This window comes from Dialister hominis, assembly GCF_007164725.1.
GTDB classification, from domain to species: domain Bacteria; phylum Bacillota; class Negativicutes; order Veillonellales; family Dialisteraceae; genus Dialister; species Dialister hominis.
In genome coordinates this window covers 2,238,128-2,264,377 of the sequence record NZ_AP019697.1, presented here as the reverse complement: position 1 = coordinate 2,264,377, position 26,250 = coordinate 2,238,128, and the positions used below count along the sequence as shown (strand labels likewise).

Here is a 26,250-nt window from a genome sequence, read left to right as displayed (position 1 = left end):
CGTCAGCAGGGAAACGGTTTCGATGTGGCATGAGACAAGCACCCGAATGTCTGGATTCCGGACACATTTCCGTTCGTTTGCGGGAACTGCTCTAAGCCGAAAATCGGCGCTTTTACAGGTGCTCTCCGTTTGCGGGAACTGGTCCACGTGTTTTCTCTACCTATAATACGGCGGGCAGGAGGGAAGCCATCGTCTCGACCTGCTCTCCTCTGCTCAATCGGTTTATGATCAAGGTCTCAACCCAGCCTGCCGTTAACCTGGTCGGTATCTTGGTCGCTTATCTTGGTCGGGCACCGATCAAGTTGCTTTCTCTTGTACTTTTCACAGAACAGGGATCAAGAGAAAGCATCATCTCGTATGTGTCGTAGGCATTCTTCACTTCCCGAATTTCATTCAGATTTCCAAGGATACGCTTTCCATCAACGATGGCCGTAACTTGTTCAAGCGAAAGGGAATTATGCTCAATGGCAAACGACGAATGAATTGTTCGTGTTCTGTCTCCTTTTCTCAGGTGCAGATTCAGATTGCCATGCAAGTGCACTTTGATCCTGCCGATCTGCTCGCTGATAGCAGCAACTAAGGCTGAAATTAAAATGTTCGGTCGATCCTTAAAAGGTGCAGATGTATCTTTGAAAGGTTCTGTTCATCTGCCCTAATTCCCATTGATGATGTCATAGAACGTGAATTCATCAATGATGTCTATATCCTGGCCCTCCAGCTTCAGTTTCTCAGCTTTCTTGTGCTTGGAGGATTTTTCTCCGTGGAGCACAGCGTTGTAATCATTGTTGCCAAGAATGAGATAGTTCGTGTGCTTGTTCACGCTGTTGTCAAGAATGCCTCCCATATTGACGACAATCTGCATCGCTTCCTTGCGCGTCATTCGTTCAAGTTTTCCGGTGAACACCACATGCCTTCCGTAGAAGAACCCGTCTTCATCAATGTCATCCGTTGTCGCTGTAATTGCGCCTATGTTTATCCCACTGTGTCCGCTTGAATTTACCTGCCACAGGTCTCTGATGCCCAGTCCTTTCTGAGCCATTTCAGTTTTCATCGCCTCATACAGCTCCATCGTTGTGACACAGTCCGCGATGGCTCGATGTTCATTGTTCGTCAGATTCAGATACTCGGACAAATCTGAAAGCCGGTGATGAGGCAAATCAGGATACAGTTTTCTGGCAAACTGCATCGTATCCATGTACTCGTTATTGATGTTCTCTTGGAATCCCGCGGCGAGGAATCGGACATCAAAGGACGCGTTATGACCGACGATGATGTCGTTTTCCAAAAACGCGAGGACATCTCCCTTCACATCTTCGATAGGCGGCTTGTCCGCCACCATTTCGTTTGTGATGCCAGTCAGGCTGGTGATGAATCCGTCTATTTCATACTTCGGTCTGATCAGCTGTTCATACCTGTCGGTCACATCTCCACTGCGCACCTTCAGAATTCCAATCTCAATCACCTCGTCATAATAGGCGGAAAGACCTGTGGTCTCCGTGTCAAGCACGCAGTAATCTGACACTATCTTTTTAACGTAGTTATTCATTGCTTTCCCCTTGATTCCCTGATTTCCCGTTCAAGCCTTCGCAGCCGTTCCTCGCGGTCAGCTTTTCTGGAAAGTTCGCATTCCTATACGACTATCACGTTCCATCCGTCAGCTTTCAGCTGATTCTGTACATCCCTGTCTCTTGATGTATTCCGGTCGAATTTTCTCTGCCAGAATTCGCGGTTTTCCGTCCATCAAATACAACTGTATATTCTTTCCATGCGCTGCCATATCAAGTCCCTCACTTCATTACCTTTTCCATCAGTGATTTATAACTGTCTACTACGTCGTAGACAACATTGCCGCTGGAGATTGCCTTGAAGTGCTCTCGGGCGCAGTGGATCTTCGACTCCTCAATCAGCCGGAGCTGCATCGAGGACATGGAGCCTTTCGTCTCAGCAACGAAGTAGATGTGCTTGACGCTTCCTTCATAGAAGGCAATCGCCCAGTCAGGATTGTAGTGGCCGACCGGAGTGGAGATGTAGAATCCGTCCGGCAGCTTTACGTAAACCGCCACATCCGTATTTGTATCAAGCTCGGTGGCGAAGTCGCGCTCGTTCGTCGAATCGTAGACAATGTGGTCGTACAGGTGCTTCTTTGCCTTCATGACGTTCGTGCCGAGCTTACCCTTGATGGTAGGCTCGGTGAAGACGTCCGTACCGTAGTGGTCGTCCATCACGCTGTAGGTGATGTGCTCGATGATTGCCGTAGCTTTCTCGTCGTTAATCAGTTGCGACGCCTTGAGGATAAACTCCTCCGGATTGTATTTGAACTGGTCGAACGTAGCCTTATTAATGCCGATGAGGATCTGAATGACAGCCTTCCGGGTAAGCCCGGTGGATTCAACGATTCTTCCAACAAGGTCATATGTGACGCTCTTGCTGGCGACTATGGCCTGCTTGATGCCGAATGTAGAAGACGATTCCCGGACAAACGCCGCGCCGGACCGCAGCTGCTCCTTGGACTGTATTTCAACCATCGAGCCGGATTCGACTTTGAAGTAGATCTTCGCCACGCGCAGCCTGCTGTCGAGTGCTGCGATAGATTTGCGGACAAGCTCGTCCGTATCGAAATCCACCACGTAGACGGACTTTGCGTTGATCCGCGACCAGAGTGCTTTGAACTCCTTGCTGTTAAGCTTCTCTTCGTCAACTTGCAGTTCCACGTTGTTGCTGCGGGCATTCTCAGGCTTCATTGCCTTTGGATCGTAGATAGAATCGATGATGTCCACGACGGCGGCTTCAAAACCTTTGACCTCCTCGGCCATCTTAAGCTCGCCGTTTGCCTTGTCCTCATAGTACTTGTCTGTGAGAACGCCTTTGCGGTCAACATAACGGTTCACGGTCATTTCGTACATGATTGCCGACGCCGTATCGGAATCGATAACCATCTCGTTGCCGTGATCGTCCGTGACAACACGGTTCAGGAACAGGTCTCTCGTAACAGCACGAGGACGGTCTGCGATATCCTCGGCAATCTCGGACTGGAGTCCCTTGGCGAAGCTCTCGTAACTTTCAGACGCAATTACGGTCAACACGTTGACGTTCTGCACATCGTTTCCGAGAACTCCCGCGTCCATGCGTTCGCCGTCCTGGTTGACGCAAAGACGCATGCCTCGCCCGACTTCCTGCCGCTTGCGTATCTCGCTTGATGATGATTTGAGTGTGCAGATCTGGAACACGTTCGGATTGTCCCAGCCTTCGCGCAGCGCGGAATGCGAGAAAATGAACCGCACGGGCGAACGCTTCGGATCACGGTCAAGCAGCAGCTCCTTGTTCTTCATGATCAGGTCGTATGCGTCGATATCGTCGGAGGTCGTTTCCTTCCTGCCGACCTTGCTGTTGATCATGCGGCCCTTCTTGTCGATGGAGAAGTAGCCAGCATGCGTTTTCTCTACCGTGATGGACGCAAGGTACTGCATGTACTCGTCGTCGCCGAATTCCCGCTGCAGATTTCCGACTACGTCGGCATATTCCTGCTCGAACATGTCGGCAAAGATACCGTTCTGAGGCTGTCCGTTCTTATCGTATACACGATAGTGATCTACCTCGTCGATGAAGAACAGGGACAGAACCTTTATACCCTTATTGAACAGTTCCCTCTCACGCTCGATATGGGAGAGGATGGTCTCTCGTATCTGGATACGGCGCAGCTGATTCTCGTCCACCTTGCCGATCACGTCTCCGGCGTAAAGCTTGATGCCATTGATGAATTCGATGGAATCATCTCTGCCGTCGATGCGCTTGACCACGAAGCCGTCCCGGTACTCAGGCAGCTCGCCGGAATGGTCAAAGAGGTTGTAGCCCTCCGTCACGGTAGCGCTCATCGGCTTGATCCCGGATGCGCGCTTGCAGTCAAACTGTATGGTTGCCGTCGGAGCTGATTTGGAAAGGTTCAGTCCTTCCAGATAAACGAAGCCATCAGTAGCTGTCGTCCCGCTTTCCGTAATACCCTTGACGGCGATCTTCTTGACGAGCTTCTTGTTGTAGGCGTCCATCGCATCAAGACGATAAATCAAGTTATAGTACTCCCTCGGTGTGGCAGAATAACGCAGCGTCAGAAGCGGATGGAATTCCTTCAGGCGTTCCTTTGTCTGCTTGCCTTCGACAGACTGTGGTTCGTCGATAATCAAAATCGGATTCGTCCTGGCGATGATATCGATCGGTCGGCGGGAACGGAACTCGTCGAGCTTCATGTAAATGCGCCGCGCATCCTTTCCGCGGGCGTTAAACGCCTGCGAATTGATAATCATCACATTGATGGAGCTATCAGAGGCAAAACGGTCTATCTCAGTAAGCTGAGAGGAGTTGTAGATGAAAAAGCGTATCTTCTTCCCGTATTCCTCGGCAAAGTGGTCCTGCGTCACCTGAAACGACTTGTAAACGCCCTCGCGGATGGCGATAGACGGCACGACCACGATGAACTTAGTCCAACCGTATGCTTTGTTCAGCTCGTACATGGTCTTGATGTAGGTATAGGTTTTTCCGACGCCGGTCTCCATCTCGATGGTCAGGTTGTATTTGCCCTCGAGCGACTGGGACGGCTCGATCTGCCCGTCACGCTGAATCTTACGGATATGCTCAAGTATCTGTCCGTCGGACAGTTCTGGCACGATCTTTGCGTTCGACCAGCCCGTGAAGTCATCGTCCTCGTTTATGCCGGGCTGATAGATTCCGGTTCCTCTGTCCATCATGTAGGTGGGCGTGAGGTATGGCTGCCCGGCAAAAACATCCACGACGGCTTTGGCGGCGTCAGCCTGAAACTTCTGATGCTTGAATTGCAGCTTCATTCTGCCACCTCCTTAAATGACCTTGACTCTTGTATCCGGCGCAAGCAGCTTGAAAATCTCGCCGACATTGATCTTTTCCGGGCTGCTGGCGAAGCTGAAGTCACGGAACACGGCACGAAGCGGCTGACGCTTCGCAATGGTCTTGATAACCGACTCCGGCACGTTTTCATCAAAGCATGCAATCAGATCCCCATCGTTATAGGTATGCACCTTGCAGCCGTCAATTGTTTCCGAAGTATAAGGAAGCGACAGTGGAAGTCCCCATTCAATCAGGCAGCCAAATAAAAGATCAAGATCGGTTCGGTCAGGCTTCACGTTAGATTCAAGCATTGAAACAAGATCTTGCGTATAATCCCCTGCCGCATAGTAAACATCTTTCATGTTTGTATCGTCGAGCTTTAAAACACGGAAACCGTCATCAAACGTTGCGTCAGGATTGTCCTCGTGAATCTTCTTTGCAGCGCGGCGAATACGCTCCTTGCCGATCTCACAGATATTCTTGTAACCGGCTTTGTATGCTTCGCTCTTTTCGTCGGTCTCTTCCGGAAGCTGTACCATGATGAACTTGCGGTGTCCACCGTCCTCGGCGTTCAGCTGCATGACAGCGTGGGCAGTCGTAGCGGAGCCGGAAAAGAAGTCGAGGATGATATTATCCTGCCCTATATCGCCATTGATGATTAAGGACAAAATCCGCATGACTAGTTCCTTGGGCTTTGGAAAATCAAATATGTTTCTTCCAAGAAGACTCTCTAACTCTTTGCTTGCTTGATCTGTAGTCCCGGTATCTTCATGTCTCCACAAGTCCACAGGAACCATTCCACCATCCATCTCTGATAAAAATTTCTTTAATCTTGGATAGGTGTTTTCCCCATTCTTGCCCCAATACAATCGGTTTTCTTTTACGTGTTGCTCATAAGTTGCCCTTTCATATTTCCATGCATTTGTAGGATGCTCTACATCCTCACCTGTTACTGGGTTGTGAATCTTATAAACGAGATTCGGTCGTTGAGTTTTTGATGCAGGATTAACGTAAGAAACACTTGTCCATACTCCTCTTGGATCATTATCTGGGTTAGAATAAATGGAGTCTGCCTTTTCACTACGTTTTTCTTTAATGTCGGTCACTTTTGCTAAACTTTTTGCATAGCAAATAACCGGTTCAGTCAATGTAGTGAATCGTTTCGCATTATTGCTTCTCGTATAACGTTTTTCCCATACAATTTGGGAAATAAAGTTTTCGAGTCCAAACACTTCATCGCATATTTTCCGTAAATTATGGGATTCATGCTCGTCAATCGAAATAAAAATTAACCCATCCTCACTCAGCAGATTCCTCGCCAGCATAAGTCTTGAATAGATCATCGAGCACCAGTCGGAGTGAAAACGCCCATTGGAGTCTGTGTTTTTAAACATTCGGTTACCTTCTTCATCCACTTCGCCGGACTCATCTGCATATTCTTCGCTGGATACTTTGAAGTCGTCGTTGTAGATAAAGTCGTTGCCCGTATTGTAGGGAGGATCTATTAAGACCTTATCTTTGATACAATGCCCGTATGTGCTTTTAGCCCGGAAACCGCACTGTTTCTGGGCTTTTCTTCGTTTCAGGGCATAGAGCGGGAGCTCACTTCCGGTCCTGTATTCATATGCTGCTGTGGTTGTTGTGGTCAAAAGCGACACCCCCAATCTGCAATCGTTAAAAAGTATGGCTATCGTTGAAAGGTTTAATCAGCTAAACTGCGTCAGGAAGCATCACCATGAAATGATCTTCTACAATCTTATTCAGCTGCCCAGCAATCTCCGGAAACTCCTGATTCAGATCCAGAGTCTTCACCGAGATCTGATTCCCGCTCATCTGGTACACATTGTCTGGGACAAGGTCTTCATCAGTCTTGGCGTACAGAAGCATCCCCGACACTTGATGCCCGGTGCCTTCAAGTTCCGCTTCCTTGTTTTTCACATAGGTGAAGATCTGATACATGTTGCCCGAATGCAGTGTCTGCACATCGAAGTTCGTCTGCAGCGTCCGCTCATAATATTTTGCATCGATGATGAGCGTCTGATTCCCGTATGTCAGCGTGATGTCCGTCTGCATCACCGGAAGCAGAGCATCGTAACCGTCGTCAAGCTGCCACGGGATCTGCAACGCCCTCGAAGAGAATCCCTTCAGTCGCTGCCCGAACTCCTGCGCATAGTATTCCAGAATGAACTTCTCATACAACCTGCTCATCCGCTGCTCATCCACAAAGCTCGCCAGTCGGTATTCGCCGCTTTCAGTTGTAAGTAGCGAGCCTTCTATCAGCAGCTGGCAGATTACAAGAAGCAGCTGGTACGTCCGATTATTTCTCTGAAAGCGGATATCCGACCAGCGAATGTGCTGTAGCTCGATCTGATCCACTTCCGAGAAAAAGAGCATCTCCTTTTTCAGTTCCGCCTTGTATTTCTCGTCTACATCCCTCTGTCGAAGCAGCAGGAAGACCGTGGATTTAAGAATCTGGTTCAGCAGGTTATTCTCGGAAAGCTCGTCGTAATCACAGGTTACAACCTGTCTGCGTCCCAGCCGGTTTCGGATTGTACCCGGCATATCAATTTTGCCGCGGACAACAGGAAGTGTCTCCACCCGATTGATGTATTCCCGATAAAGTCCCTGCTTCAGCTGAAGGCCTATACCTTTTGCCAGAATCGCCGCAAACAGGTTATGGATGTTCTCGAATGACTCTTTCTGAATATCGTCGTAGACGGACTCTTTGAGCGTAGTAAACGCATAGGACAGCATATAGTAGATGTTTTTTATGAATATGCTTTTATCCTTTGTCATTGAAATACTCCGTGCAGGATGTTATCCCACCGCTGCACCTTGCTGTCGTCGTCAAACCAGTACTCCTGAAGCATCGGGAGAATGTCATAATCCACAACTGACTGCATCCATTCGTCGGTGCAGGTTTTCTTCGTTCTGCCGCAGAAATAGCTGTGCCCGATACAGAAACCTTTGCCAAGAGATTTATCCCGGCTGATTTCCTCATTCAATTCGATGACTTTCTTGATCAGCTCATCAAATGTATCGTTCTCCAGTGTCCGCTGATAGTCACTAAAGCCTTTTGATTCAAAACCCGGTTCAATCTCAAAGAAGCTGAACCTCCGACGAAGAGCATAGTCGATCATCGCAAGGCTGCGGTCTGCCGTGTTCATCATGCCGATGATGTACAGATTTTCCGGCACAGTAAAAGGCATGCCATTATAGGCAAGCGTAGCCTTTGTGCCGCGATAATCCTTCTCGATCAGCATCAGAAGTTCGCCAAAAATCTTACTGAGATTTCCGCGGTTGATTTCGTCAATAATGAAGAAGTACTTCTTATCCGGCTGATTCTCGGCCTTCTTGCAGAAACGATAGAACACGCCATACTTCAGCTCGAAGCTGTCGCCGGACGGTTTATAGCCCATCATGAAATCCTCATAGGAATAATTCTGATGAAACTGCACGAATTCAATCCGGCTGTCATCCTTTTCACCCATCAGTGAGTAGGCGAGGCGCTTTGCAGCGAATGTCTTACCGACACCTGGAGCACCCTGCAGGATGATGTTCATCTTGTTCAGGAGCACACCAGCCAGCCGATCATATTTCTCCTCGGTCATGTAAACCTCAGATAGGAAGTCCTCCTTCGTATAAGGTGGAATCTTTACCTCAGTATTCAGCGGATTCTCATCACGGATCATGTCCATGATGAATTCATATTCGCCTTTTGTCAGCTTGAAGAAGCTGCCATTCGGATTCTGGAAGAACTCCATCTTCTCCAGTTCAGGGCATTCCTTCAGCGTCTGGTAGTCAATCGGGTTTGCAAGCGACTCTGTCTTTTCAAAATAAATCTTCTGGCCGTCGTTCGCCGCACTGACCTTCACAAGAGCTACAACCTGCTTGACCGGATTCGATTCATAGCCAATGACGAGATCGCCTGCCTTGGCGTCAATAAAGTTCTGGAACACACGGCGCTTGTTGCCATTCTCGTTGAAGAGCGTGTAGTCCTGCACTTCGCCGACCTGCAGATCTGAAAAGCTCCAGATCTTCGGATTCGCATTCAGCCACCAGTAGCCATGTTCTTCTTCGCCGTCATCAGATTTTGCATAGAGGTCCACGTCCTTCAAATCGACCTGATCCAAGGCATCGGAGAGTTCGCTCCGAAGTCTCCAAATGTACCCGCCGTCTTCGTCTTTTGTAGCATGCCTGCCAACATAGAGGACAGGCCACCATCTGGAATTATCAGAATCTCTCGGCATAACCGGGCATCCGGTCTTCTCGACGACTCGTTTTGCCAATCCTACAGAACCGGCGTTATAAAAGTTCTTGCTCTCGCCGTATTTGACAGCAAGCTGTGTGCAGGTGGCTGCGCCGCCGTAGTCCTTGAAGCGCTTCATAATTTCAAGGCTGCTCTGTGTAAAGACACTTTTATCATTCAGCAGTGCCACCCATTCCTGAACAGTGATGCCGGGCGCATATTCTTCCTGTGACGGGAACCACACATTATTATCGGGATCGCCGCTATCTTTCTTAGAATATTCCCGCGAGATGTAGAACCCTACATCGAAGGTCAGCGTTTTCAGTTCCGGATCTGGATAGCAGTCGCTTGTAAGTTGACTTCGGAACAGGTTTACCAGCTCTGTATCCTGTTTCAGTTCCTCACAGATTTCATCATAGAATTTATAGAAATTCCGGATATTATCCGCGTATGCGCCTTTCTTGAAGCGGTAGTCGCTTTCGAGGACATCGGACGCTGCCTTTACCTCACCGAACTTATAGATGTAGTACTTGTCCGGATATCGCAGCCACAGGTATGTCGTGATGGCATTCTCATACTGATAATGTTGTCCGGCTCCGTTTCCGTACTTTTCGAGCAGAATAGATGACTGCATTTTGAATGCGTTGATCCGCTCGTAGACTTCCTTGGTCTCGTCAAAAAGGTCAATATACATCGCCCGGACTTCCTCCGGCGCAGTCTTGGCGAAACCGGTAATCATTCGTGCCGGGAAATTATTCATCGAGGCAAGAAGGTTATAGGTTTTGGAGAGAGACCGGCTGAGCATATCAGCAAAGTCCTCCGCTTTCACATCCCAGTTGTCCTGAAAGCATTTAACCGCTTCCCACTTATATTTTTCGTCTTTCCAGTGCTTCGGAAGGAAATCCTTCTTGTACTGGACGAGCACCTCTTTCAAACGAAATTTGTCAAACATTCATGCATCCTCCGCAATACTTTATTGTCTGAGCAGAAATTCCTACCATTCCTTAACCGTTAAGAATCCCTTCTCAATGGCATCCGGGAACAAGAACGTCTTATTCGCCACATCAAAGGAAACCATGACCTTGCCCGATTTGATTCCCGTCACTTTGCCCTCACCGTACTTCTTGTGTGTGACGATAGTACCAACACGGAATTTCGACAGGTCGACCTCTTTGAATTTTGGCTTAGCGTCGTATGGAGCAGGTTTTTCTGCGACATAGGAACCGCGCTCCAAGCCAGGTACAGAGTAACCCTGATTAATCGGCACGACCTTCGGTTTGGCTGGTGCGGGTTTCGGCTGCTGAATTGGCTGCTCGATGATGACAGTCTTCTTGAATGGGTTCTCCTGCATGGAAGCCGTCTGCGCGGAGGCCATATCCTTGTACTCATCCTTGGAAATGACCGTACTGAACAGACCGACATCTTCATCCTCGGCATGTTTGCTGATGCCTGTATATTCAAGAGACGCGTCTTCATAGCGTTTGAAGTTGTAGACAGCGCTGTTCATGAGCGAGTCATTGAAGATTCCAAGGGAGACGAGCAGCTCGAAATCCTCCACAGTTAGACCAGTAACTTTCTTGAAAAGTCCCGGCTCGAATTGGGTGATGACATCCTTCAAGCTGTATTCGCGAAAATCCGTCAGATACATGAAAATCGGGATTCTTGTTGCAAACTTGATGAGCTTCTCCTGTATTTCTTTACGTTTGCTCTTGTATTCCTTTTCCTCCTGCGACAGCTCCTTCTTTTCCTTCGGAGTCATGTCGTCGCCTTTTTCAGCCTTAGCTTTCTTAACGGCGTTCGATTTATTGATAATCGTCTCAATGTCCTTATTGAGGCTACGGAAGCCTTCAATGTTCATAATGGCTTTCATGGCTTCGTCGCTGTCAAGCAGCCGCTGCAACGTCTCATTGTCCACGTTGACAAGCAGAGCGGATTCCCAGCGGCGTGCGAGAAGTGTTGCAGACGTACCGGCCATCGTAATATCCAGAATGTCGGACGCAGAAACGGCTGTCATCGTGCTTCCATCAAAAGCCAGTACCGGCAGGAAATGAATGAAGTCTCCCACCTTCTTTTCTGGATTTGATTCTGAGATGTTCAAGCGGCAGCTGTAATCGGAAATTTGTCTCAATGCACGGTCAAGGGCAAAGTCAAAGATGTAGCAATTCTCTTTGAGGATTTCCTCTGTACCATCTTCCTTCTTAACTGTCCAAGGAGACTGCACGCGGAATGCAGCCTGGAAATATGTCTCCGGAGAGGACAGGTTCCGCAGCATGAAAATACCCGTCCACGGCTTGATCGTCACGCCGGTCGTCAGCTTGCCGCAAGAGAGCGTGATGGTTTTTGTCTCGAGCGGCGGGTCCATAGACTCACGCACCGGTTCAAGCGCAGCGAGTCCTACGCCTGCTGCTGTTCCGGCGCAGACATTGACGGTGTAGTCATGGTAGAAAACGTTCTGCTTCTCGGCGAGCAGGTTCGCCATAGCGTAGCAGGAGGCCACGTTCGGCAGGAACCACAGCGTATGGTTCAACACCGACAGCATTCGAGCATCAGAGTATGGCATAACTGGCTTGGCATTCTGGCCAAGCTTCAGATCGTCGACAGTTGAGGGCATATAAGCGCCACGGATAAGAGAAAGCCACTTCTGGACATAGTCCTTATAGACGAACTGCGCCGTCTCTGGGTGTCCTTCGACTTCCGGTTTCGCGGCAAAGAACACGTTCAGGTCAAACTCGTTAAAATCCTCGTTGTAGGCGATACGACGGATTTCGTCCGGAATCCGATAAGTCATCATGACCATTTCCGGCATAGACGCATACGGATTCGGGCCGTCATTGTCGTCCCAGTTTTCTTTCGCTTTCTGCTCATCGGAATATGTCCATGAGAAGATCTGATCCTCCATGAACTCGCCGGTGTTCAGAGCCCGGAAAGGCGTACCGGACAGGAAGAGATAGTACTTTGTCGTGATCGGCAGGAAGTCCTCGTTGACAGCATTATCGGCCTCATCTTTTTTGTACTTATCGATATCCAGATCGTCGTAGCTGTCCTCGTCCTCTTTCTCAAACAGGTGCTTAGCGTTCTCACGCCATGCGCCAAAGTGGTACTCATCGAAGATGACCAGATCCCAGTTCGTCGTATGCACCCATTCGTTCTTGGCCTTGATGCCACCAGCGGCATTCGTGCCGAGGAAGTCTTGGAATGAGCCAAAGCAGACAATCGGCTTCGACTGATCCAGATCCTGTGGTCGAATTCCTGTTTCCTGAGAGACCTCACGGGAATAGAACTGCCAGCCCTCGAAATCCATGTGTGAGAGCAGATCGGTTTCCCACGATTCCTCAACAGCGGGTTTAAAGGTCAGAATCAGCACCCGCTTCATGTCCATCGCCTTGGCAAGTTCATAGGACGTGAACGTCTTACCAAAACGCATCTTCGCGTTCCAAAGGAACTTCGCCGTATGATTCGGATTCCGCTTTGTCTCGGATTCAAAGTAAGCCTTTGTCATCCGGACAGCGCGGGCCTGTTCCGGGCGCATACGAAAATTCTGCGTGCGGTTCTCAAGGTTGAGAGATGATGTCTTGACGGCAAGGATAGCGGCTTTCACATCATCAACCGAGCACTTGTACCATTCGCTCTTTTTGCCGTCCGGAGACTTCTGCGCATGGAAGCCGTGTGCTTCCAGCATTCGGTGAACATCATGGTCCATGAAGATTGCTCCGTCAGCATTGAGAGCGGATTCGACGTATTCAACCTTGTACGACTGACCCGGAGTAAGCGTCGGATAGTGCTCGTGCATACGCACTTCGATTGGCCTGTCTGTATAGCCGACCTTCAAGCAGCCCGGAAAACGTGTATCGGAATAGGCGTAGATGATCGGCTTGACTTCTGTTTTCGGATGAACATATTGATCAAAAATATCAGCCATCAGTCTTCACCTCCCTCACCGGGCATCGGCAAAATAGCATCTTCAATATAAGTTTGCTCAGCACCCGACAAATTATATTTTTCATACAATTCTTTGTCGGACCAAGGTCTACTAAAGTCTTGTACAGGCACATATGAATAAGATGACTTTGACATATTCATAGATGCCAGCATTTGCATCATAAGAAATCGAGCAAATTTTGTATTTAAATACGATATTAGGTTGTCAGCTTGCTCCTCATCTTCATATACTCCTGCGACGAGATAACTCTCCGTGCAAGCAGAATTTGGAGGTAGCTTTTGAACCACAGAAAGGACACGCATCTGACCGTTCTTATCGGGAACACCTGCGTGCTCAAAAGAGACCTTTGAGACAATGACCTTCCACTTATTCAAAATATTCTTGCCCTGTGTAATGCAAGCATGTCTGATTTTCCCAAGGCCTTTACTGCTCCTAAGTGTCACGTCTCCATCCTCATCAAAAGGAGTGGCCGAATCTAACCCAAATGGTCTTCTTGATAGCACTTGATCAGCCATCGTTTTTTCTTTGAAAGCTTTCACTTTACGGACAATTGCCACAGCTTCATTATTGCGAATAAAGGTTGGAAATTCATTCAAGTTCCGAACCATCGACGTTTCTATACCACCTTTATTAACGTTTACGATGGTACAGTCATCATTGCTTGAATCTCTTGACCATAAGAAATAGCTGATGCCGCCAGGGATATCTACACCTGGAAAGCAATCCTTTGAGTCTGCATAATCAACTAACTTTACGAGCCTTTTGTCTTGGAGCATCTCCTGACGATATGAATCAAGGCCCTTGCCGCCATTTAACCAACGAGATGGCGTGATCATCGTCATGTACCTTGGATTGAGCTTCTTTGCTTGTTGCACAAATTTCTGATAAATAGGTGACGCACTCTTGCCAGCACCACCACCTCCATCACTGAGTTGATATGGAGGATTACTAATTATCACATCAAACTTCATATTAAATATTTCCTCCGGGTGTAACGTATGTATAAATTCGTATGCGTGATTCTCCATTCCTTCACGTTTGATATCATTAAGCTCGTTTCCATAACTTATCCCGCAGTAAATGCAATGTCCTTTAGAATCATTTCGGTCCCATTTGTGTTTGACTTTGTGAAAAAGTACATTCCCCTGTATATCATCAAACTGCGTAATTGAAAACGAACTGTTCGGATACTTCGAGCAGTAAACCGACCTTCTGGACAGCAGCGAAGTCAGCTCGGTGATGGCAATGCCATAGAGCTGATTCTTGAAAATCCAGTCGCAGCGCTCCTGCAGATTCGGGATTTTGTCCGCAAGCCCGGCAATCAGACGCTTCGCGATTTCGCGGAGGAACACTCCGGATTTGCAGGCTGGATCGAGGAACTTCGTATTCGGATCGCGGAATAGCTCCTGCGGCAGCATGTCGAGCATCTTGTTGGCGACATCTGGCGGAGTGAAGACCTCATCGTTCGACAGGTCTGCAAGGCAAGACAGGACGTCCGGTTTGTATACGCTTGTAAATAAATCAGGATTCAGTGACATATTGAACCTCCCAGTAATCTACGGACGGAAACTCTCTGATCGGTGCCGGAGTCCATCCGTGTGTCTCGGCGTCGTAATCCCATCCCTGTTTCTTTTTCTCGGCCAGAACATCCATAAAATTCATCTGGCCAGTATCTTCAACCTTTTCCGGTTCCTCATCACGCATCAGTGCATCGAGCGTGAAGTCCCTCCGCCGCATCCGGTAACCAACTGTGAAGTCCCATTGAGAAAAGATGATCGGCGTACCGTCATTTTGCATGAGCGTGAGCGCATCACCGCACAGGATGTTCTTCTGCAGAATGTACCTTGCTGCACCGCGTATTTCGTCGCTGGCTTCCTTCTTGACCTGCTTTGTATAGGCTTCGTCCCAGATCTTGAATAGCCGTTCGCGGCATTCCTTGACATTGTCTTCCTGTATATCAATTCCGTAGATACTCGTAAGCGCCAGAAAAGCGTTCTTCGTGTATTCGGAATTATTCTTCTTATATTGTCGCTTCACCCGTGCAAGCTTCCGGCGGAGAATCTCCGCAAGGAAGTTTCCATCGCCACATGCTGGCTCCAAAAACCGGCTCTCAATCCGGTCGGTCTCGCTTTTCACGAGATCGAGCATGGCATTGACTTCACGCTCATTCGTGAAAACCTCGCCGTGTTCCGCGACTCGTTCCTTTGATTTTATTTGTTTTGGCATTGATTCAGTTTCCCACCTTATTCATTATGTTTCTTGACCGCAGCTGTCATCATGTCATAGTGTTGGTTCTGATGCATGACGTAAAAGATCTGCTTGAATACTCGTTTGTACATGTCCACATCGTCATAATCCTCGACCACAAGATTCAAGCCGTCTGTGATGCCGTTCGGATTGTTGATATAAGCAAGCATAGTCGAAGCAAGCTCGTAGTCGGTCATATCTGGCTGGCCACCTGGAACTTCCTTAATAAAGTTCTTTCTGTTCTCTGGATCTTCGAGCAGCTGCTCCCGAAGACTGGTACCTTCGTATCCGCAAAGCTGCAGGAAATACGACTCGAGAATCCTGCGCATCACGTTGAGCGCCGGAATTACAGAATCTGCATCACGTAGTTCCTCCCACAGAGCCGCATAAGAGCTCTGCACCGGATTGTAGTTTTCATACTCGGTCTTGGCTTTGTCCTTTGGCCTTTCGCAAATATGTACACGCGAGATATTGGCGGTCTTCCGAATCATATAAAACGTGGTGCAATCATAATAGCCGACCTGCTGATAGGTTATCTCTCTATGGAAGTACACGTTGTGCGTCAGGATGAAAATCTGCTTGATGTACCTTCCAGCGAATATCGGATTCTCGTTTTCAACCGGATCAGCAACATTTGCACATATTCCTATCATTTCCCTGACCAGCGAACCTACGATGAAGAGGGCGCTGCTGTCCATACTTGAAACCGGATCATCGATTACGACGATCTTGTTTTTGCCAGAGTCTGTTTCTGACCGCATGCCGTGAACTACATGATAGAAGTAGAGGAACGCGATGAAGTTGCGCTCGCCCTCACTTAGATTCACGGCCACTTTACCGTCATCGCGTATGACTTCATATCCGCCTTTGACGCCTTCTTTTTCGTGCAGGCTGAATCCTTCGAATCCGGAGTCTTTCAGGTAGCCATTCATGCTTCGTACCGTATCAGCCGTGTTGATAATCCCGGCATTCAGGTCGTTTATCTCCTGTGTCAGAGAGCGATATTGTGTCTGGAGATCCTTGACCTTTTCCTGCAGCACCGCTTCTTCATCCTCGATCTTCTTTTTCGAAGCGATATAGTCGGCAACATAGTCCTTCAGGATGAAGGCGATCTTTTCCCAGACCATGCGGTTGCACTCACTTTGCTTGCTGGATTTTGCAGCGACAATGTCATTATTATTCTGAATCTGTCTGTTGATTTGTAAGACCAACGCATCCAGTTCTGAAATAATCGCATCGGCATCCTTCAGCTCTATTACCTTTACCGGTGAAGAAATCTTATCGGCAATCAGCTGATTGTTTTCGAGAATGCGGGATTGAAGCTCTGCCAATTTTGTTCCGTAAACGGCCAGTTCCTCTGCCTTGGGATAGGCGTCGTCAAGATTGCCTTGGTACAGCGCAACAAGAGCTTTCATTTTCGTGTCATAGTTAGACTGCAGAGTACGCAGTGCGTTTAGCGACTCCTGATAGCTTTCATCAAATGCGCTTGCCATAGATGTCTCAAAATCGTCTGGGGAGCTTCTGCTGACAGAACGGGCATTTTCCGTCAGCTTTATGAACATAGGCATCGTGGCCACGGCGAACCCACTCTGAAGCGTTCAGTACTTTCATGAATCTAGCAAATTCCGTCCCGCCGCTGCTCGTAATTGCTTCGGCAAGCAGCGAAAGCCCGGACAAATCATAGCTGCTGGAAATCTCAGAAGACGACTTGAACAGATCGTATCTTCTGGCATCCGGATCGAAAGCTACGTCATAGAGCTCCTTTATGGCTGTGTCGTTATGGTCGACTGGAGAATAGTCTCCAGACAGCACCTCGTCGGTAAACCGCTCGCGGGACTTCTTCTTAGTCTGGTCATAGTCCTTGCGATATTCGCGTGCGCCTTCCCAGCAGACGTTTCTGAAATTCTCCAGCAGCGGAGCTAATTCTCCATGCTTTTTGTCTCTGGCTTCAGCAGCTTTCTTACCATCCTGTGCGACCTGCGTCCGTTCCTGCGCTGCAGCCTCCGCTTTCTGCCTTGCTTCGACATTCTCCTGGCTCAGCGTAAAAACACCTTTCAGATTGCCATAGTCTGCAAAATTCTGGCTGACGAAGGTCTTATCGTAAATCAGGACAGAATAGTTTGCCGGACTGATGCCGGTTTTCCATTCAAGGCACTCTGGGTGCCTGAATGCATCCGCTATACTGCTTTTCCCGGCTCCGTTCTTTCCGAAGAAGAAATTGATGTAGGTCGGACAGACTTCCTCATCATGAAAAGTATAGGCTTCCGTAGAGGCATCAAGTTTTATCTTTGTGATCAGCGAAGTCATCTTATCCTGCATACCCGGTTCCTCCTCCCTTTACTATGTTCTATCATTCGGTGATTTTTCCTTTGCGAAGCCACTCGTCCACTTCCGAAATCTTGAATTTGTAACGCTTGCCCGCCTTGTAATAAGGAAGCTTCCCGTCTTTAATCCAGTTTCTTATCGTGTCGTTGCTGACGCTCAGATAGTCCGCTATATCTTCGAGGTTCACCCATTTTTCAGGCATTTCGTCTGCCGTCATTGTTCTCTGAACTTCGTCTTTCATACTGTTCCTCCGTGTCTCAATTCGATGTTCCATATGTAAATACCGGAATCTCGATGCCTGCTTCTTGAAGTTCTTGTATCAGGTCGCATCTCTTTATTGCCCAATGCGTCCGATTCATCTCGTTGAACCGGTTGTCTCCGATAAGCTGCAGCTCTTCCAGAAGCTCATTCAGCCGTATCTGAGGAATGTCCAGTCTGTACCCGCACCAGAAGACCTTCACATCATTTTCGTAGATCTTGTAATCCGACACGAAACCGTATATGACCTTCTGGCCATCATCGGCATTACCGTACTGATGATTCTCCGCCATGAAAAGAGACGGCATCATAATGATTTGCTGCTTGTCCTCTTTCGTCATGCCAGAGAATTTTTCTTTTGTCTCCTTAGACATGCACTCGGACAAAGCTCGATCCCGCGGGACTTTGAAATAAGGCTTGTCGTACTCCTCAGTGCCGATGACAAAGATGTTGTAATACTCGCGGTTTATCCGCGGTGGCACATAAAACTGTCCTCCAAGCTGTGGCATTCCACAAAACTGCTGGTTGACCTGCATTTGAACTGTGCCGTAGTTTGCAATGGCCACATTCTCATTGCCGGTCTGTGTCACATCTGGCTTCCTGTCGTCCGGAAGATTGGAAGCTGATATTACTTCAAGTTTGTCACTCATCCGCGGCTCCTTTCTTTTCGCCGATTGTCAAATTTACTGTGCCGTAGTTTGACAGAATCGTATTGTTATCCCCGTTTTGCTGAATAAACAGAGGATTATTGATTACCTGCTGCGAAAATGCGGCAGACTGATTGTCGTCCTCTTGCTCATCTTCATTTGACTCATTATCAGGCTGGGCATCATCCGCCGGTTCCGCATCCGTGGGCTCCGGCATATATGTCCTGATGTCAGCTGTAATGCCTTTGCCCATATTGCCTGAGTAGTTTCTCGGGCCACCGCCATTCTCTGGGCACCATTCATCATATGTAGGTTTTCCGATGCTATTGTCCTTCCGATTCACAACTACATAGTGCCAGATTCCAAGCAAAAATGCTGGATAGCACACTTTTGTCAGGTCGCTAAGTGCGGCCTTTTTTATTTGCCCTCCATCGTCGCGGATGAAGAATCCTTCATCCGATGCAATGCTGTAGTCACACTGGACAAGTTCAATCAGTGCTTTTACCAATCTGACATCCTTATGCACGGTTTCTCCGAGGTCGAGAAACTCATTCACGAAATCCGTCATAGGAATCAGCGCAGACCCGTATTCCGTTCTGATTCTTTCGTCAAACACTTCTACTTCCGGTGTGTTTCCAAAGGGAAGATACTCACCCTTCGACAGCTTGCATGCCTTGAAATCATTTGTCTTTGTCTTTATCCGCTCGAGCCTTGGCGGCTCGTAATCAGGATTAATTACCTTGATAAGCCCGATGAGCACTTCCGGGTCAGAGAGGCCATCACGATCTCCTTTGTAATGCTCTCGGGCGCTTTTCCTATTCTTTAATGCCTGCAGCAGGAGTACGAAGAACGTTCCGCCGCATAGCCTTGGTATTCCATCTGTTGTCACTATTTTCCTCTGCTTTTTCAAAACCCGAACCTTAAGAACCTTACGAACTATGGCAGCCGACCTTGCGAACGATTTGGTGAGTCCTGTGAAGTGATCACGGGAGAAATCGCTCAGCTGGCGGATTTCGCATGGGATACATGGTTCGGAGCATTTCTGAACGTTTCCTACCAATTCCTATTATATCGAAATCCGTGCTCGGTTTCAATGATCTTGCGTGACTCTGGGATCAACAGTCTGTGAATTCCCCCTGTGACTGCTTCGCAAAAGCAAATCACAGGAGGAAAAATTCATGACAAAAGAATCCAAGAAGTATCGCATCTACGACAAGACCACCAAGCAGTGGTACGAGATCCCGGAGGACCAGTATCGCGAGTACGACCGCTGGCGCACGGCGCTGAGGAAACGCATGCAGTATCGCGGCGAATGCTTCTGCCCGCGCAGCAAATGGTGGCTGTGCGACGGCAACTGCCTCGACTGCGAATTCCGCAACAACACGACCGTCTCTCTTGACGATCCGCTGCCGGGCGGCGATGGAACGCTCGCCGATTACGTTCCGGACGGCGCTCCTCTTATTGAAGAGGTGCTTTCCGAGAAGGCGGAGCTGGATCAGCTCTTCGAGCGTCTGCAGGAGCTCATGCCGGAGGCCAAGCGTATCGGAGAGCTCCGCGAGGAAGGCCTCTCCGACGAGGCCATCGCCGACATCGTCGGCATCAAGCGCACGACGTTCCTGTCCCGCCTGAAGAAGGCCGAGGGGAAGCTGTCTCAGGAGTTCCCCGATTGGTTCTAATCATGCGACTCCGGCTGGCCATCGTGGTGGCCGGAGCTTTTTTCTGAAATTCTTCTTTTCCCTTCGTCAAAACGCCTGCCTCGCCTCCAGTGGGAAGTGTAAGGAGCACGAAAACAAGATGCTCCGGATTGGAGGTAAAGCGATGAATACGACACGCAACAGAAGTCCGGCGGACGCAGAGACCATCGCAGTTCTTTACGCGATAAGCCATGTATCCGCAAGACTGGCAAGGAACCTGTCTGTCCTTGCCGCAGGTCAATCCGAGGAAGGAGGAAAAGGAAATGTCAAAAATGGCAGAAATGGATCAGACCATCAAGGAACTGCGCGATGCCGCCGCTGCTATTAACAGCGCGGCCGACTGGCTCTACCAGCAGTTCTCCGGCAACGACGAGGAACCCGCTCCGCAGCCTGAAGAGACGCAGGCCGAGCCTGAGCCGAAGAAGGAGCTGAAGCTGGAGGATGTGAGGAAGGTTCTCGCCGAACGGTCGCGCGCAGGCTATACGACGCAGATCCGCGAGCTGCTCCTCAAGTACGGTGCGAGCAAGCTGTCGGCTGTCGATCCGAAGGACTACGAGGCCCTGCTCTTCGATGTGGAGGGACTCAATGAATTCTGAAAGACAGCATGCGGTCCTCTCCGCGTCAAGCTCCAACCGGTGGATTCACTGCCCGCCGTCAGTCAGGCTTAGCGAGGGATTCGAGGACAAGGAAAGCGACTACGCACTGGAAGGCACCTGCGCTCACGCGCTCGCCGAATACAAGCTCCGCAAGGCGCTCGGCTACCCGGCACAGGACCCGACCGAGGCCCTTGCCTTCTACAACGAGGAGATGGAGGAAGCAACAGACGGCTATGTCAGCTACGTACTGGAAAAGGTCGAGGCCGCAAAAGAGGTCTGCTCTGATCCGGTTGTTCTGGTTGAGCAGCGCGTGGACTACTCCCGCTGGGTGAGACAGGGCTTCGGCACATCCGATGCGCTGATCATCGCGGATGGCACGCTCCGGATCATCGATCTGAAGTACGGCACCGGCATCGCCGTGTCGGCGGAGGACAATCCGCAGCTCAAATGCTACTCGCTGGGTGCCTTGAAACTGTTCGATGACATCTACGACATCGACACCGTCAGCATGACGATCTACCAGCCGAGACGGCAGAACGTCAGCGAATGGCAGATCAGCAAGAAGGACCTGCTCGCATGGGCGGACGAGGTTCTGAAGCCTACAGCGGAGCTGGCGTGGGACGGCAAGGGAGAACTCTCCTGCGGCCCGTGGTGCCGGTTCTGCAAGGCGAAGACCATCTGCCGGAAGCGGGCCGAGGAGAACCTGAAGCTCGCGCAGCACGAGTTCAAGCTGCCGCCGGAGCTCTCCGACGCGGAGATCGAGGTCATCCTCTCCCAAGTGGACGAGCTAATCTCATGGGCGTCCGACATCAAGGAGTACGCGCTCCAGCAGGCATTGTCCGGCAAGGAATGGCATGGCTTCAAGCTCGTCGAAGGCAGATCCGTCCGCAAGTACACCAACGAAACCGCCGTCGCCAAGACGGTCGAAGACGCCGGATTCGACCCGTATGAGAAGAAGCTGCTCGGCATTACTGCCATGCAGAAGCTCCTCGGAAAGAACCGGTTCAATGAACTCCTGTCAGGCTTCATCGAGAAGCCGCAGGGCAAACCAACACTCGTCCCGGACTCCGACAAGCGTCCGGCGATGAATACAGCAAAAAACGACTTCAAGGAGGTCAAAAATCATGAGTAAGACAACTATGCACAATCCGATGAAGGTTATCACTGGCCCGAACACCCGCTGGTCCTACGCGAACGTCTGGGAGCCGAAGTCCATCAACGGCGGAACGCCGAAATACAGCGTAAGCCTCATCATTCCGAAGTCCGACACCGTGACGGTCGCCAAGGTCAAGGCCGCCATCGAGGCTGCCTATAAGGAGGGCGAAGCCAAGCTCAAGGGCAACAGCAAGTCCGTTCCCGCGCTGTCCGCGATCAAGACGCCGCTTCGTGACGGCGACGCGGAGCGCCCGGACGATGAGGCCTATAAGAACGCCTACTTTGTAAACGCCAATGCCACCTCTGCTCCCGGTATTGTGGATGCAGACCTGAATCCCATCCTGACCCGTTCCGAAGTGTACTCCGGCGTCTATGGCAGAGCCAGCATCACATTTTATGCTTTCAACTCTTCCGGCAACAAGGGAATCGCCTGCGGCCTCAATAACCTGCAGAAGATCCGTGACGGCGAGCCTCTTGGCGGCAAGGCAAGTGCTGAGTCTGACTTCGTCACTGATGACGATGAAGACTTTCTGAATTAAGGGAGGCGCGACTATGACTATGACAACCTTTCAGACGATCCTCTTAACTGCAATTATCGCTATCTGGCTGGTCTTCAGCATTGTGATCCTGATTGCAACAATCCAGAACTTCCTCTACGACCGCAGACGTGAAAAGCGTGAGCAGGAATCTACTGCCCGCGATATCGAATACCGCAAGGAACGCGACAAGCGGGAAGCGGAACAGGCCGCGCGTGATCTCGAATACCACGAGAAGCGCATGAAACTCTTAGACAAATAAGCATGGCAGGCTCATTGTGATACCCTTTAACGCTCGCATTGAAGGAAACAACGATATCAAAAATTATGCAGACTACCTGCTGAAAAATGCAGGCGAGTATGTCCTGACTTGGATCATTGAAGGGGCACAGAAGATCATTCAAAAAAATTTTCAGCTTACCACACCAGCTTGTGTGCGGGAAGCCATCGGCTCGTATCGTGAAAACAACGACTGGCTCGGCCATTTCCTGGATGAGTGCTGTGAGCTTGGTAAAGCCTATCAGGAAAAATCCGGTGATTTTTATACTGCGTATCGAAACTTTTGTAATGTTACCGGTGATTATGTGCGAAATTCTGCCGATTTTTATACTGCCATTGAACAAGCCGGAATCGTACGGTTCAGAAATCGCCAAGGCCGGTTTGTTCGCGGAATACGGCTGACAGAAAAAGCCATTTTAAACTAAAGCGTGACACCTCCGACACCTCCTACCCTAAAGTCTCTATAGGCCCTTAAAAATTAACCCCTATAGGAAGTTATAGTAACCAGGTGTCGGGGGTGTCACACATCTTGATGAAAAGTCGATACTAAACACTCTGACGGAGGAAATCATGCAAGAAAAAATAATCGAACAGCAGCTTGTACATTCTGTAAAACATAAAGGTGGTATCTGTCCCAAATTCGTCTCCCCCGGATATGACGGGATGCCTGATAGATTGGTGCTGCTGCCCCATGGACGCATTGCCTTTGTGGAGCTTAAAGCACCCGGAAAGAAAATGCGTCCGCTACAGGTACATCGGAAGCGCCAGTTAGAAGCACTTGGTTTTCCGGTATACTGCATCGACAATAGTACGCAACTAGGAGGAATGCTGGATGCAATACAAACCTCATGATTATCAAACCTATGCCACAAACTTCATCCTAAAAAATCCAACGGCTGCCATTTTGCTGGATATGGGATTGGGAAAAAGCGTCATTACCTTAACCGCCATAGAGCAATTAATCTATGACAGTTTTGACGTCCATCGCGTATTAGTGATTGCACCCCTGCGTGTAGCACGAGATACTTGGCCAGCAGAAATCCAGAAATGGGACCATCTGCATGATGTAACGTATGCCGTTGCTATTGGTACGGCTACGGAACGAAAAGCCGCACTCTTGCAGCAGGTCAATATCCACATTATCAATCGTGAGAATGTGCCTTGGTTGATAGAAGATTCCGGCATCCTCTTTCATTACGATATGCTGGTAATCGATGAGCTTTCCTCTTTTAAATCGTATCAAGCAAAACGGTTTCGGAGCTTGTTAAGAGTTCGTCTCAAGGTAAAACGAATCGTAGGACTAACCGGTACACCTTCTTCAAACGGCCTGATGGATCTTTGGGCAGAGTTTCGCCTGTTGGATATGGGACAGCGGCTTGGTCGCTTTATCACCCACTACCGGAGTGAATTTTTCCAACCGGATAAGCGGAATCAGCAGATGATCTTTTCTTACAAACCAAAACCCGGTGCGGAAGAAGAAATCTATCGGCGTATCGCAGACATCACCATTTCCATGAAAAGCAAGGAGTATCTGACTATGCCAGCATTAGTACGAAATGAAATCAGTGTACACCTCTCGAAGCGGGAACGAAACATGTATGATACCTTGTGTTCCCAGCTTGTGCTTTCACTAGATGGGAAAGAAATTGATGCCGTAAACGCGCCTGCCTTATCAAACAAGCTATGCCAGATGGCAAATGGTGCCGTCTACGATGAGGAAAAACGAATCATTCCCATTCATGACCGAAAGCTCGATGCCCTGGAGGATATTCTTGAAGGTGCCAATGGCAAACCCGTATTGATTGCATACTGGTTCAAGCATGATCTGATACGGATTCAGCAACGGTTTACGGTACGAGAAATCAAGACTTCACAAGATATAACAGATTGGAACGCTGGTGTTATTCCTGTTGCTATTCTCCACCCCGCCTCTGCCGGACATGGTCTAAACCTGCAACAAGGCGGATCCACTCTCGTCTGGTTTGGACTAACCTGGAGCTTGGAATTATACCAACAAACGAATGCCAGACTCTGGCGGCAAGGACAAACCGATACGGTCATCATTCATCACATCCTGACTGCCGGAACCATAGATGAAACCATTATGAAATCATTAAAAGAAAAAAACAAAACCCAGGCTGCACTGATTGAGGCAGTCCGGGCCAACTTGCAAGGAGGCAGCCTATGAGTGTTATCTGGAAATACCTGAATAAACGGAGCGGCGCCATTGATGCCATCCGGGATTACGACAGCATGAAGTTCATCATCGAAAATACCAGCGAGGACATTAAGCAGGCATACGCTGCCATGACCAGCCTGCATCCGTCCGGCTTTGATGGGATGCCGCACTCCAGCAACCCACATGCAACAGAAGATCATATCATCTCCGGACTGGCAGACATCGACATTCTGAAAGAACGGTACCGGCAGGCTGTCGAGTACATGGCATGGTTCTCCAGCCTGCATGGGAAAAGCTGAGCAGCGACGAGCAATACGTGCTGCAAACTTTTTATGCCGACGAGGATGCACAGACGAGTGCCGTCTATGCCATCGCTGATCATTTCCACATCGAGCGGTCGTCTGCCTACAAAAGGAAGAATCGTGCATTAGCTAAGTTTGCTATTCTTTTATTTGGGAAGACATGATGTCCAAAATCGCGGACGCATTTATCCATTTGACGTGTTATACTAATAGCATGAAAGTGTGAGAGAAGCCTTCGAGGGAGCAAATCCTTTGGAGGCTTTTGCTATGTGTTTATTATATTGACATTGTGTTGACATCAGCCAAAAATAATGCTATATTCAAGACAGAAATGGAGGTGTTGAATATGGTAAATACAAATTTGAATATCCGGACGGATAAGGAAGTCAAAAATCAGGCTGAGAAAATATTCAATGCTCTGGGAATGAATATGACGACGGCGGTAAACATATTCTTAAAAACAACGATACGAGAAAATGGCATTCCCTTCCGTCTCACTCTTGACGTTCCTAATGCAACAACTAGATCTGCCATTGAAGAAGGCAAACGAATCGCCATTGATAAAAAAGTAAAAGGGTATACCAATATGACAGATTTGCGTGTGGCCCTTGAAAAATGAAGTACGAAGTAAAATTCACCACTCAATTTAAGAAAGATTTGAAATTGGCAAAGAAGCAGAACAAAGATATAGATGTGCTGTTCTCTGTCATTGAGCAATTGGCCCAAGGAAAACAATTGGATGAAAAATATAGAGACCATGATTTAGGTGGAACATACAAAGGTTGCCGGGAATGCCATATTGATCCAGATTGGCTTCTCATTTATGAAACCAAAGATGATGTACTTGTTCTTCTGCTATATCGTTTGGGCAGTCATTCCCAATTATTTTAGCCACATGAGTAATGTAGCGGACGCATGTATCTGTTCGACGTGGTATACTAATAGCATGAAAAAATGTGAAAAGCCTTCGTGGGAGCAATCCCTTGAAG

Annotated in this window: 25 protein-coding genes; 12 read left to right on the top strand and 13 right to left on the bottom strand. The window is 48.9% G+C overall.

The annotated features are described in order from the left end of the window. Positions 1 to 652 precede the first annotated feature (652 nt). From Dia5BBH33_RS10400 to Dia5BBH33_RS10335, 13 genes are all read right to left on the bottom strand, one after another. Entirely contained in the window at positions 653 to 1,546 is an 894-nt protein-coding gene (locus tag Dia5BBH33_RS10400) for an exonuclease domain-containing protein (protein ID WP_144269309.1), read from the bottom strand. Between the two features lie 241 nt (positions 1,547 to 1,787). After that, a complete protein-coding gene (locus Dia5BBH33_RS10390) occupies positions 1,788 to 4,835 on the bottom strand; it encodes a type III restriction-modification system endonuclease (RefSeq protein ID WP_144269308.1) in 3,048 nt (1,015 codons plus the stop codon). Between the two features lie 12 nt (positions 4,836 to 4,847). Continuing rightward, positions 4,848 to 6,503 carry a site-specific DNA-methyltransferase gene (locus Dia5BBH33_RS10385; RefSeq protein ID WP_232518052.1) on the bottom strand — a complete coding sequence of 552 codons (1,656 nt, stop codon included), beginning with the start codon at positions 6,501 to 6,503 and terminating at the stop codon, positions 4,848 to 4,850. A 61-nt stretch (positions 6,504 to 6,564) separates the two neighbouring features. Beyond that, positions 6,565 to 7,650 carry a 5-methylcytosine-specific restriction endonuclease system specificity protein McrC gene (gene mcrC / locus Dia5BBH33_RS10380; RefSeq protein ID WP_144269306.1) on the bottom strand — a complete coding sequence of 362 codons (1,086 nt, stop codon included), beginning with the start codon at positions 7,648 to 7,650 and terminating at the stop codon, positions 6,565 to 6,567. After that, positions 7,647 to 10,055: an AAA family ATPase gene (locus tag Dia5BBH33_RS10375; RefSeq protein WP_144269305.1), complete on the bottom strand. Its 2,409-nt coding sequence runs from the start codon at positions 10,053 to 10,055 to the stop codon at positions 7,647 to 7,649. The genes mcrC and Dia5BBH33_RS10375 overlap by 4 nt, the downstream gene beginning before the upstream one ends. Before the next feature lie 42 nt (positions 10,056 to 10,097). Continuing rightward, positions 10,098 to 13,022, bottom strand: coding sequence for a GIY-YIG nuclease family protein (locus tag Dia5BBH33_RS10370; protein WP_144269304.1), 2,925 nt, complete (start codon positions 13,020 to 13,022; stop codon positions 10,098 to 10,100). Beyond that, positions 13,022 to 14,581: an Eco57I restriction-modification methylase domain-containing protein gene (locus tag Dia5BBH33_RS10365; RefSeq protein WP_144269303.1), complete on the bottom strand. Its 1,560-nt coding sequence runs from the start codon at positions 14,579 to 14,581 to the stop codon at positions 13,022 to 13,024. Before Dia5BBH33_RS10365 ends, Dia5BBH33_RS10370 begins: the two co-directional genes overlap by 1 nt. Then, positions 14,565 to 15,269, bottom strand: a complete 705-nt coding sequence (locus Dia5BBH33_RS10360; RefSeq protein WP_144269302.1) for an SAM-dependent DNA methyltransferase — start codon at positions 15,267 to 15,269, stop codon at positions 14,565 to 14,567. The genes Dia5BBH33_RS10365 and Dia5BBH33_RS10360 overlap by 17 nt, the downstream gene beginning before the upstream one ends. A 17-nt stretch (positions 15,270 to 15,286) precedes the next feature. Continuing rightward, entirely contained in the window at positions 15,287 to 16,783 is a 1,497-nt protein-coding gene (locus Dia5BBH33_RS11405; protein WP_162501806.1) for an AAA family ATPase, read from the bottom strand. Positions 16,784 to 16,790: 7 nt separating this feature from the next. Next, entirely contained in the window at positions 16,791 to 17,609 is an 819-nt protein-coding gene (locus Dia5BBH33_RS11400) for an AAA family ATPase (RefSeq protein ID WP_144269300.1), read from the bottom strand. A 31-nt stretch (positions 17,610 to 17,640) separates the two neighbouring features. After that, on the bottom strand, positions 17,641 to 17,856 hold the full coding sequence (locus Dia5BBH33_RS10345) for a helix-turn-helix domain-containing protein (RefSeq protein ID WP_232518051.1): 216 nt from the start codon (positions 17,854 to 17,856) through the stop codon (positions 17,641 to 17,643). Positions 17,857 to 17,872: 16 nt separating this feature from the next. Next, positions 17,873 to 18,523: a hypothetical protein gene (locus Dia5BBH33_RS10340; RefSeq protein WP_144269299.1), complete on the bottom strand. Its 651-nt coding sequence runs from the start codon at positions 18,521 to 18,523 to the stop codon at positions 17,873 to 17,875. Then, positions 18,516 to 19,430, bottom strand: coding sequence for a hypothetical protein (locus Dia5BBH33_RS10335; protein WP_162501805.1), 915 nt, complete (start codon positions 19,428 to 19,430; stop codon positions 18,516 to 18,518). The genes Dia5BBH33_RS10340 and Dia5BBH33_RS10335 overlap by 8 nt, the downstream gene beginning before the upstream one ends. A 268-nt stretch (positions 19,431 to 19,698) precedes the next feature. Here Dia5BBH33_RS10335 and Dia5BBH33_RS10330 point away from each other — a divergent pair, with 268 nt between their 5' ends. The 12 genes from Dia5BBH33_RS10330 to Dia5BBH33_RS10280 all read left to right on the top strand — a co-directional run bounded on the left by Dia5BBH33_RS10330 (position 19,699) and on the right by Dia5BBH33_RS10280 (position 26,152). Further along, positions 19,699 to 20,196 (top strand): RNA polymerase sigma factor, encoded by a 498-nt coding sequence (locus tag Dia5BBH33_RS10330; protein ID WP_144269297.1) that lies wholly within the window; start codon positions 19,699 to 19,701, stop codon positions 20,194 to 20,196. 281 nt (positions 20,197 to 20,477) lie between these two features. Continuing rightward, a complete protein-coding gene (locus Dia5BBH33_RS10325) occupies positions 20,478 to 20,810 on the top strand; it encodes a DNA ligase (protein ID WP_144269296.1) in 333 nt (110 codons plus the stop codon). Beyond that, the gene (locus tag Dia5BBH33_RS10320) at positions 20,800 to 21,942 is read left to right on the top strand and encodes a DUF2800 domain-containing protein (protein ID WP_144269295.1); all 1,143 of its coding nucleotides are present in this window, start codon (positions 20,800 to 20,802) and stop codon (positions 21,940 to 21,942) included. The genes Dia5BBH33_RS10325 and Dia5BBH33_RS10320 overlap by 11 nt, the downstream gene beginning before the upstream one ends. Beyond that, positions 21,935 to 22,504 (top strand): DUF2815 family protein, encoded by a 570-nt coding sequence (locus Dia5BBH33_RS10315; RefSeq protein ID WP_144269294.1) that lies wholly within the window; start codon positions 21,935 to 21,937, stop codon positions 22,502 to 22,504. Before Dia5BBH33_RS10320 ends, Dia5BBH33_RS10315 begins: the two co-directional genes overlap by 8 nt. Positions 22,505 to 22,517: 13 nt before the next feature. Beyond that, entirely contained in the window at positions 22,518 to 22,763 is a 246-nt protein-coding gene (locus Dia5BBH33_RS10310) for a hypothetical protein (protein ID WP_048514385.1), read from the top strand. 16 nt (positions 22,764 to 22,779) lie between these two features. After that, a complete protein-coding gene (locus tag Dia5BBH33_RS10305; RefSeq protein ID WP_048514386.1) occupies positions 22,780 to 23,205 on the top strand; it encodes a hypothetical protein in 426 nt (141 codons plus the stop codon). A 145-nt stretch (positions 23,206 to 23,350) separates the two neighbouring features. After that, on the top strand, positions 23,351 to 23,632 hold the full coding sequence (locus tag Dia5BBH33_RS10300; RefSeq protein WP_144269293.1) for a VRR-NUC domain-containing protein: 282 nt from the start codon (positions 23,351 to 23,353) through the stop codon (positions 23,630 to 23,632). Next, positions 23,613 to 24,968, top strand: coding sequence for a DEAD/DEAH box helicase (locus tag Dia5BBH33_RS10295; protein ID WP_144269292.1), 1,356 nt, complete (start codon positions 23,613 to 23,615; stop codon positions 24,966 to 24,968). Before Dia5BBH33_RS10300 ends, Dia5BBH33_RS10295 begins: the two co-directional genes overlap by 20 nt. Further along, complete coding sequence (locus Dia5BBH33_RS11345; protein ID WP_232518050.1) at positions 24,965 to 25,258, top strand: hypothetical protein; 294 nt, start codon at positions 24,965 to 24,967, stop codon at positions 25,256 to 25,258. The genes Dia5BBH33_RS10295 and Dia5BBH33_RS11345 overlap by 4 nt, the downstream gene beginning before the upstream one ends. Further along, a complete protein-coding gene (locus Dia5BBH33_RS11340; protein WP_232518049.1) occupies positions 25,228 to 25,425 on the top strand; it encodes a hypothetical protein in 198 nt (65 codons plus the stop codon). The genes Dia5BBH33_RS11345 and Dia5BBH33_RS11340 overlap by 31 nt, the downstream gene beginning before the upstream one ends. Positions 25,426 to 25,607: 182 nt before the next feature. Continuing rightward, positions 25,608 to 25,880: a type II toxin-antitoxin system RelB/DinJ family antitoxin gene (locus tag Dia5BBH33_RS10285; protein WP_022381610.1), complete on the top strand. Its 273-nt coding sequence runs from the start codon at positions 25,608 to 25,610 to the stop codon at positions 25,878 to 25,880. Next, entirely contained in the window at positions 25,877 to 26,152 is a 276-nt protein-coding gene (locus Dia5BBH33_RS10280) for a type II toxin-antitoxin system YafQ family toxin (RefSeq protein ID WP_022381609.1), read from the top strand. The genes Dia5BBH33_RS10285 and Dia5BBH33_RS10280 overlap by 4 nt, the downstream gene beginning before the upstream one ends. Positions 26,153 to 26,250: the final 98 nt, after the last annotated feature.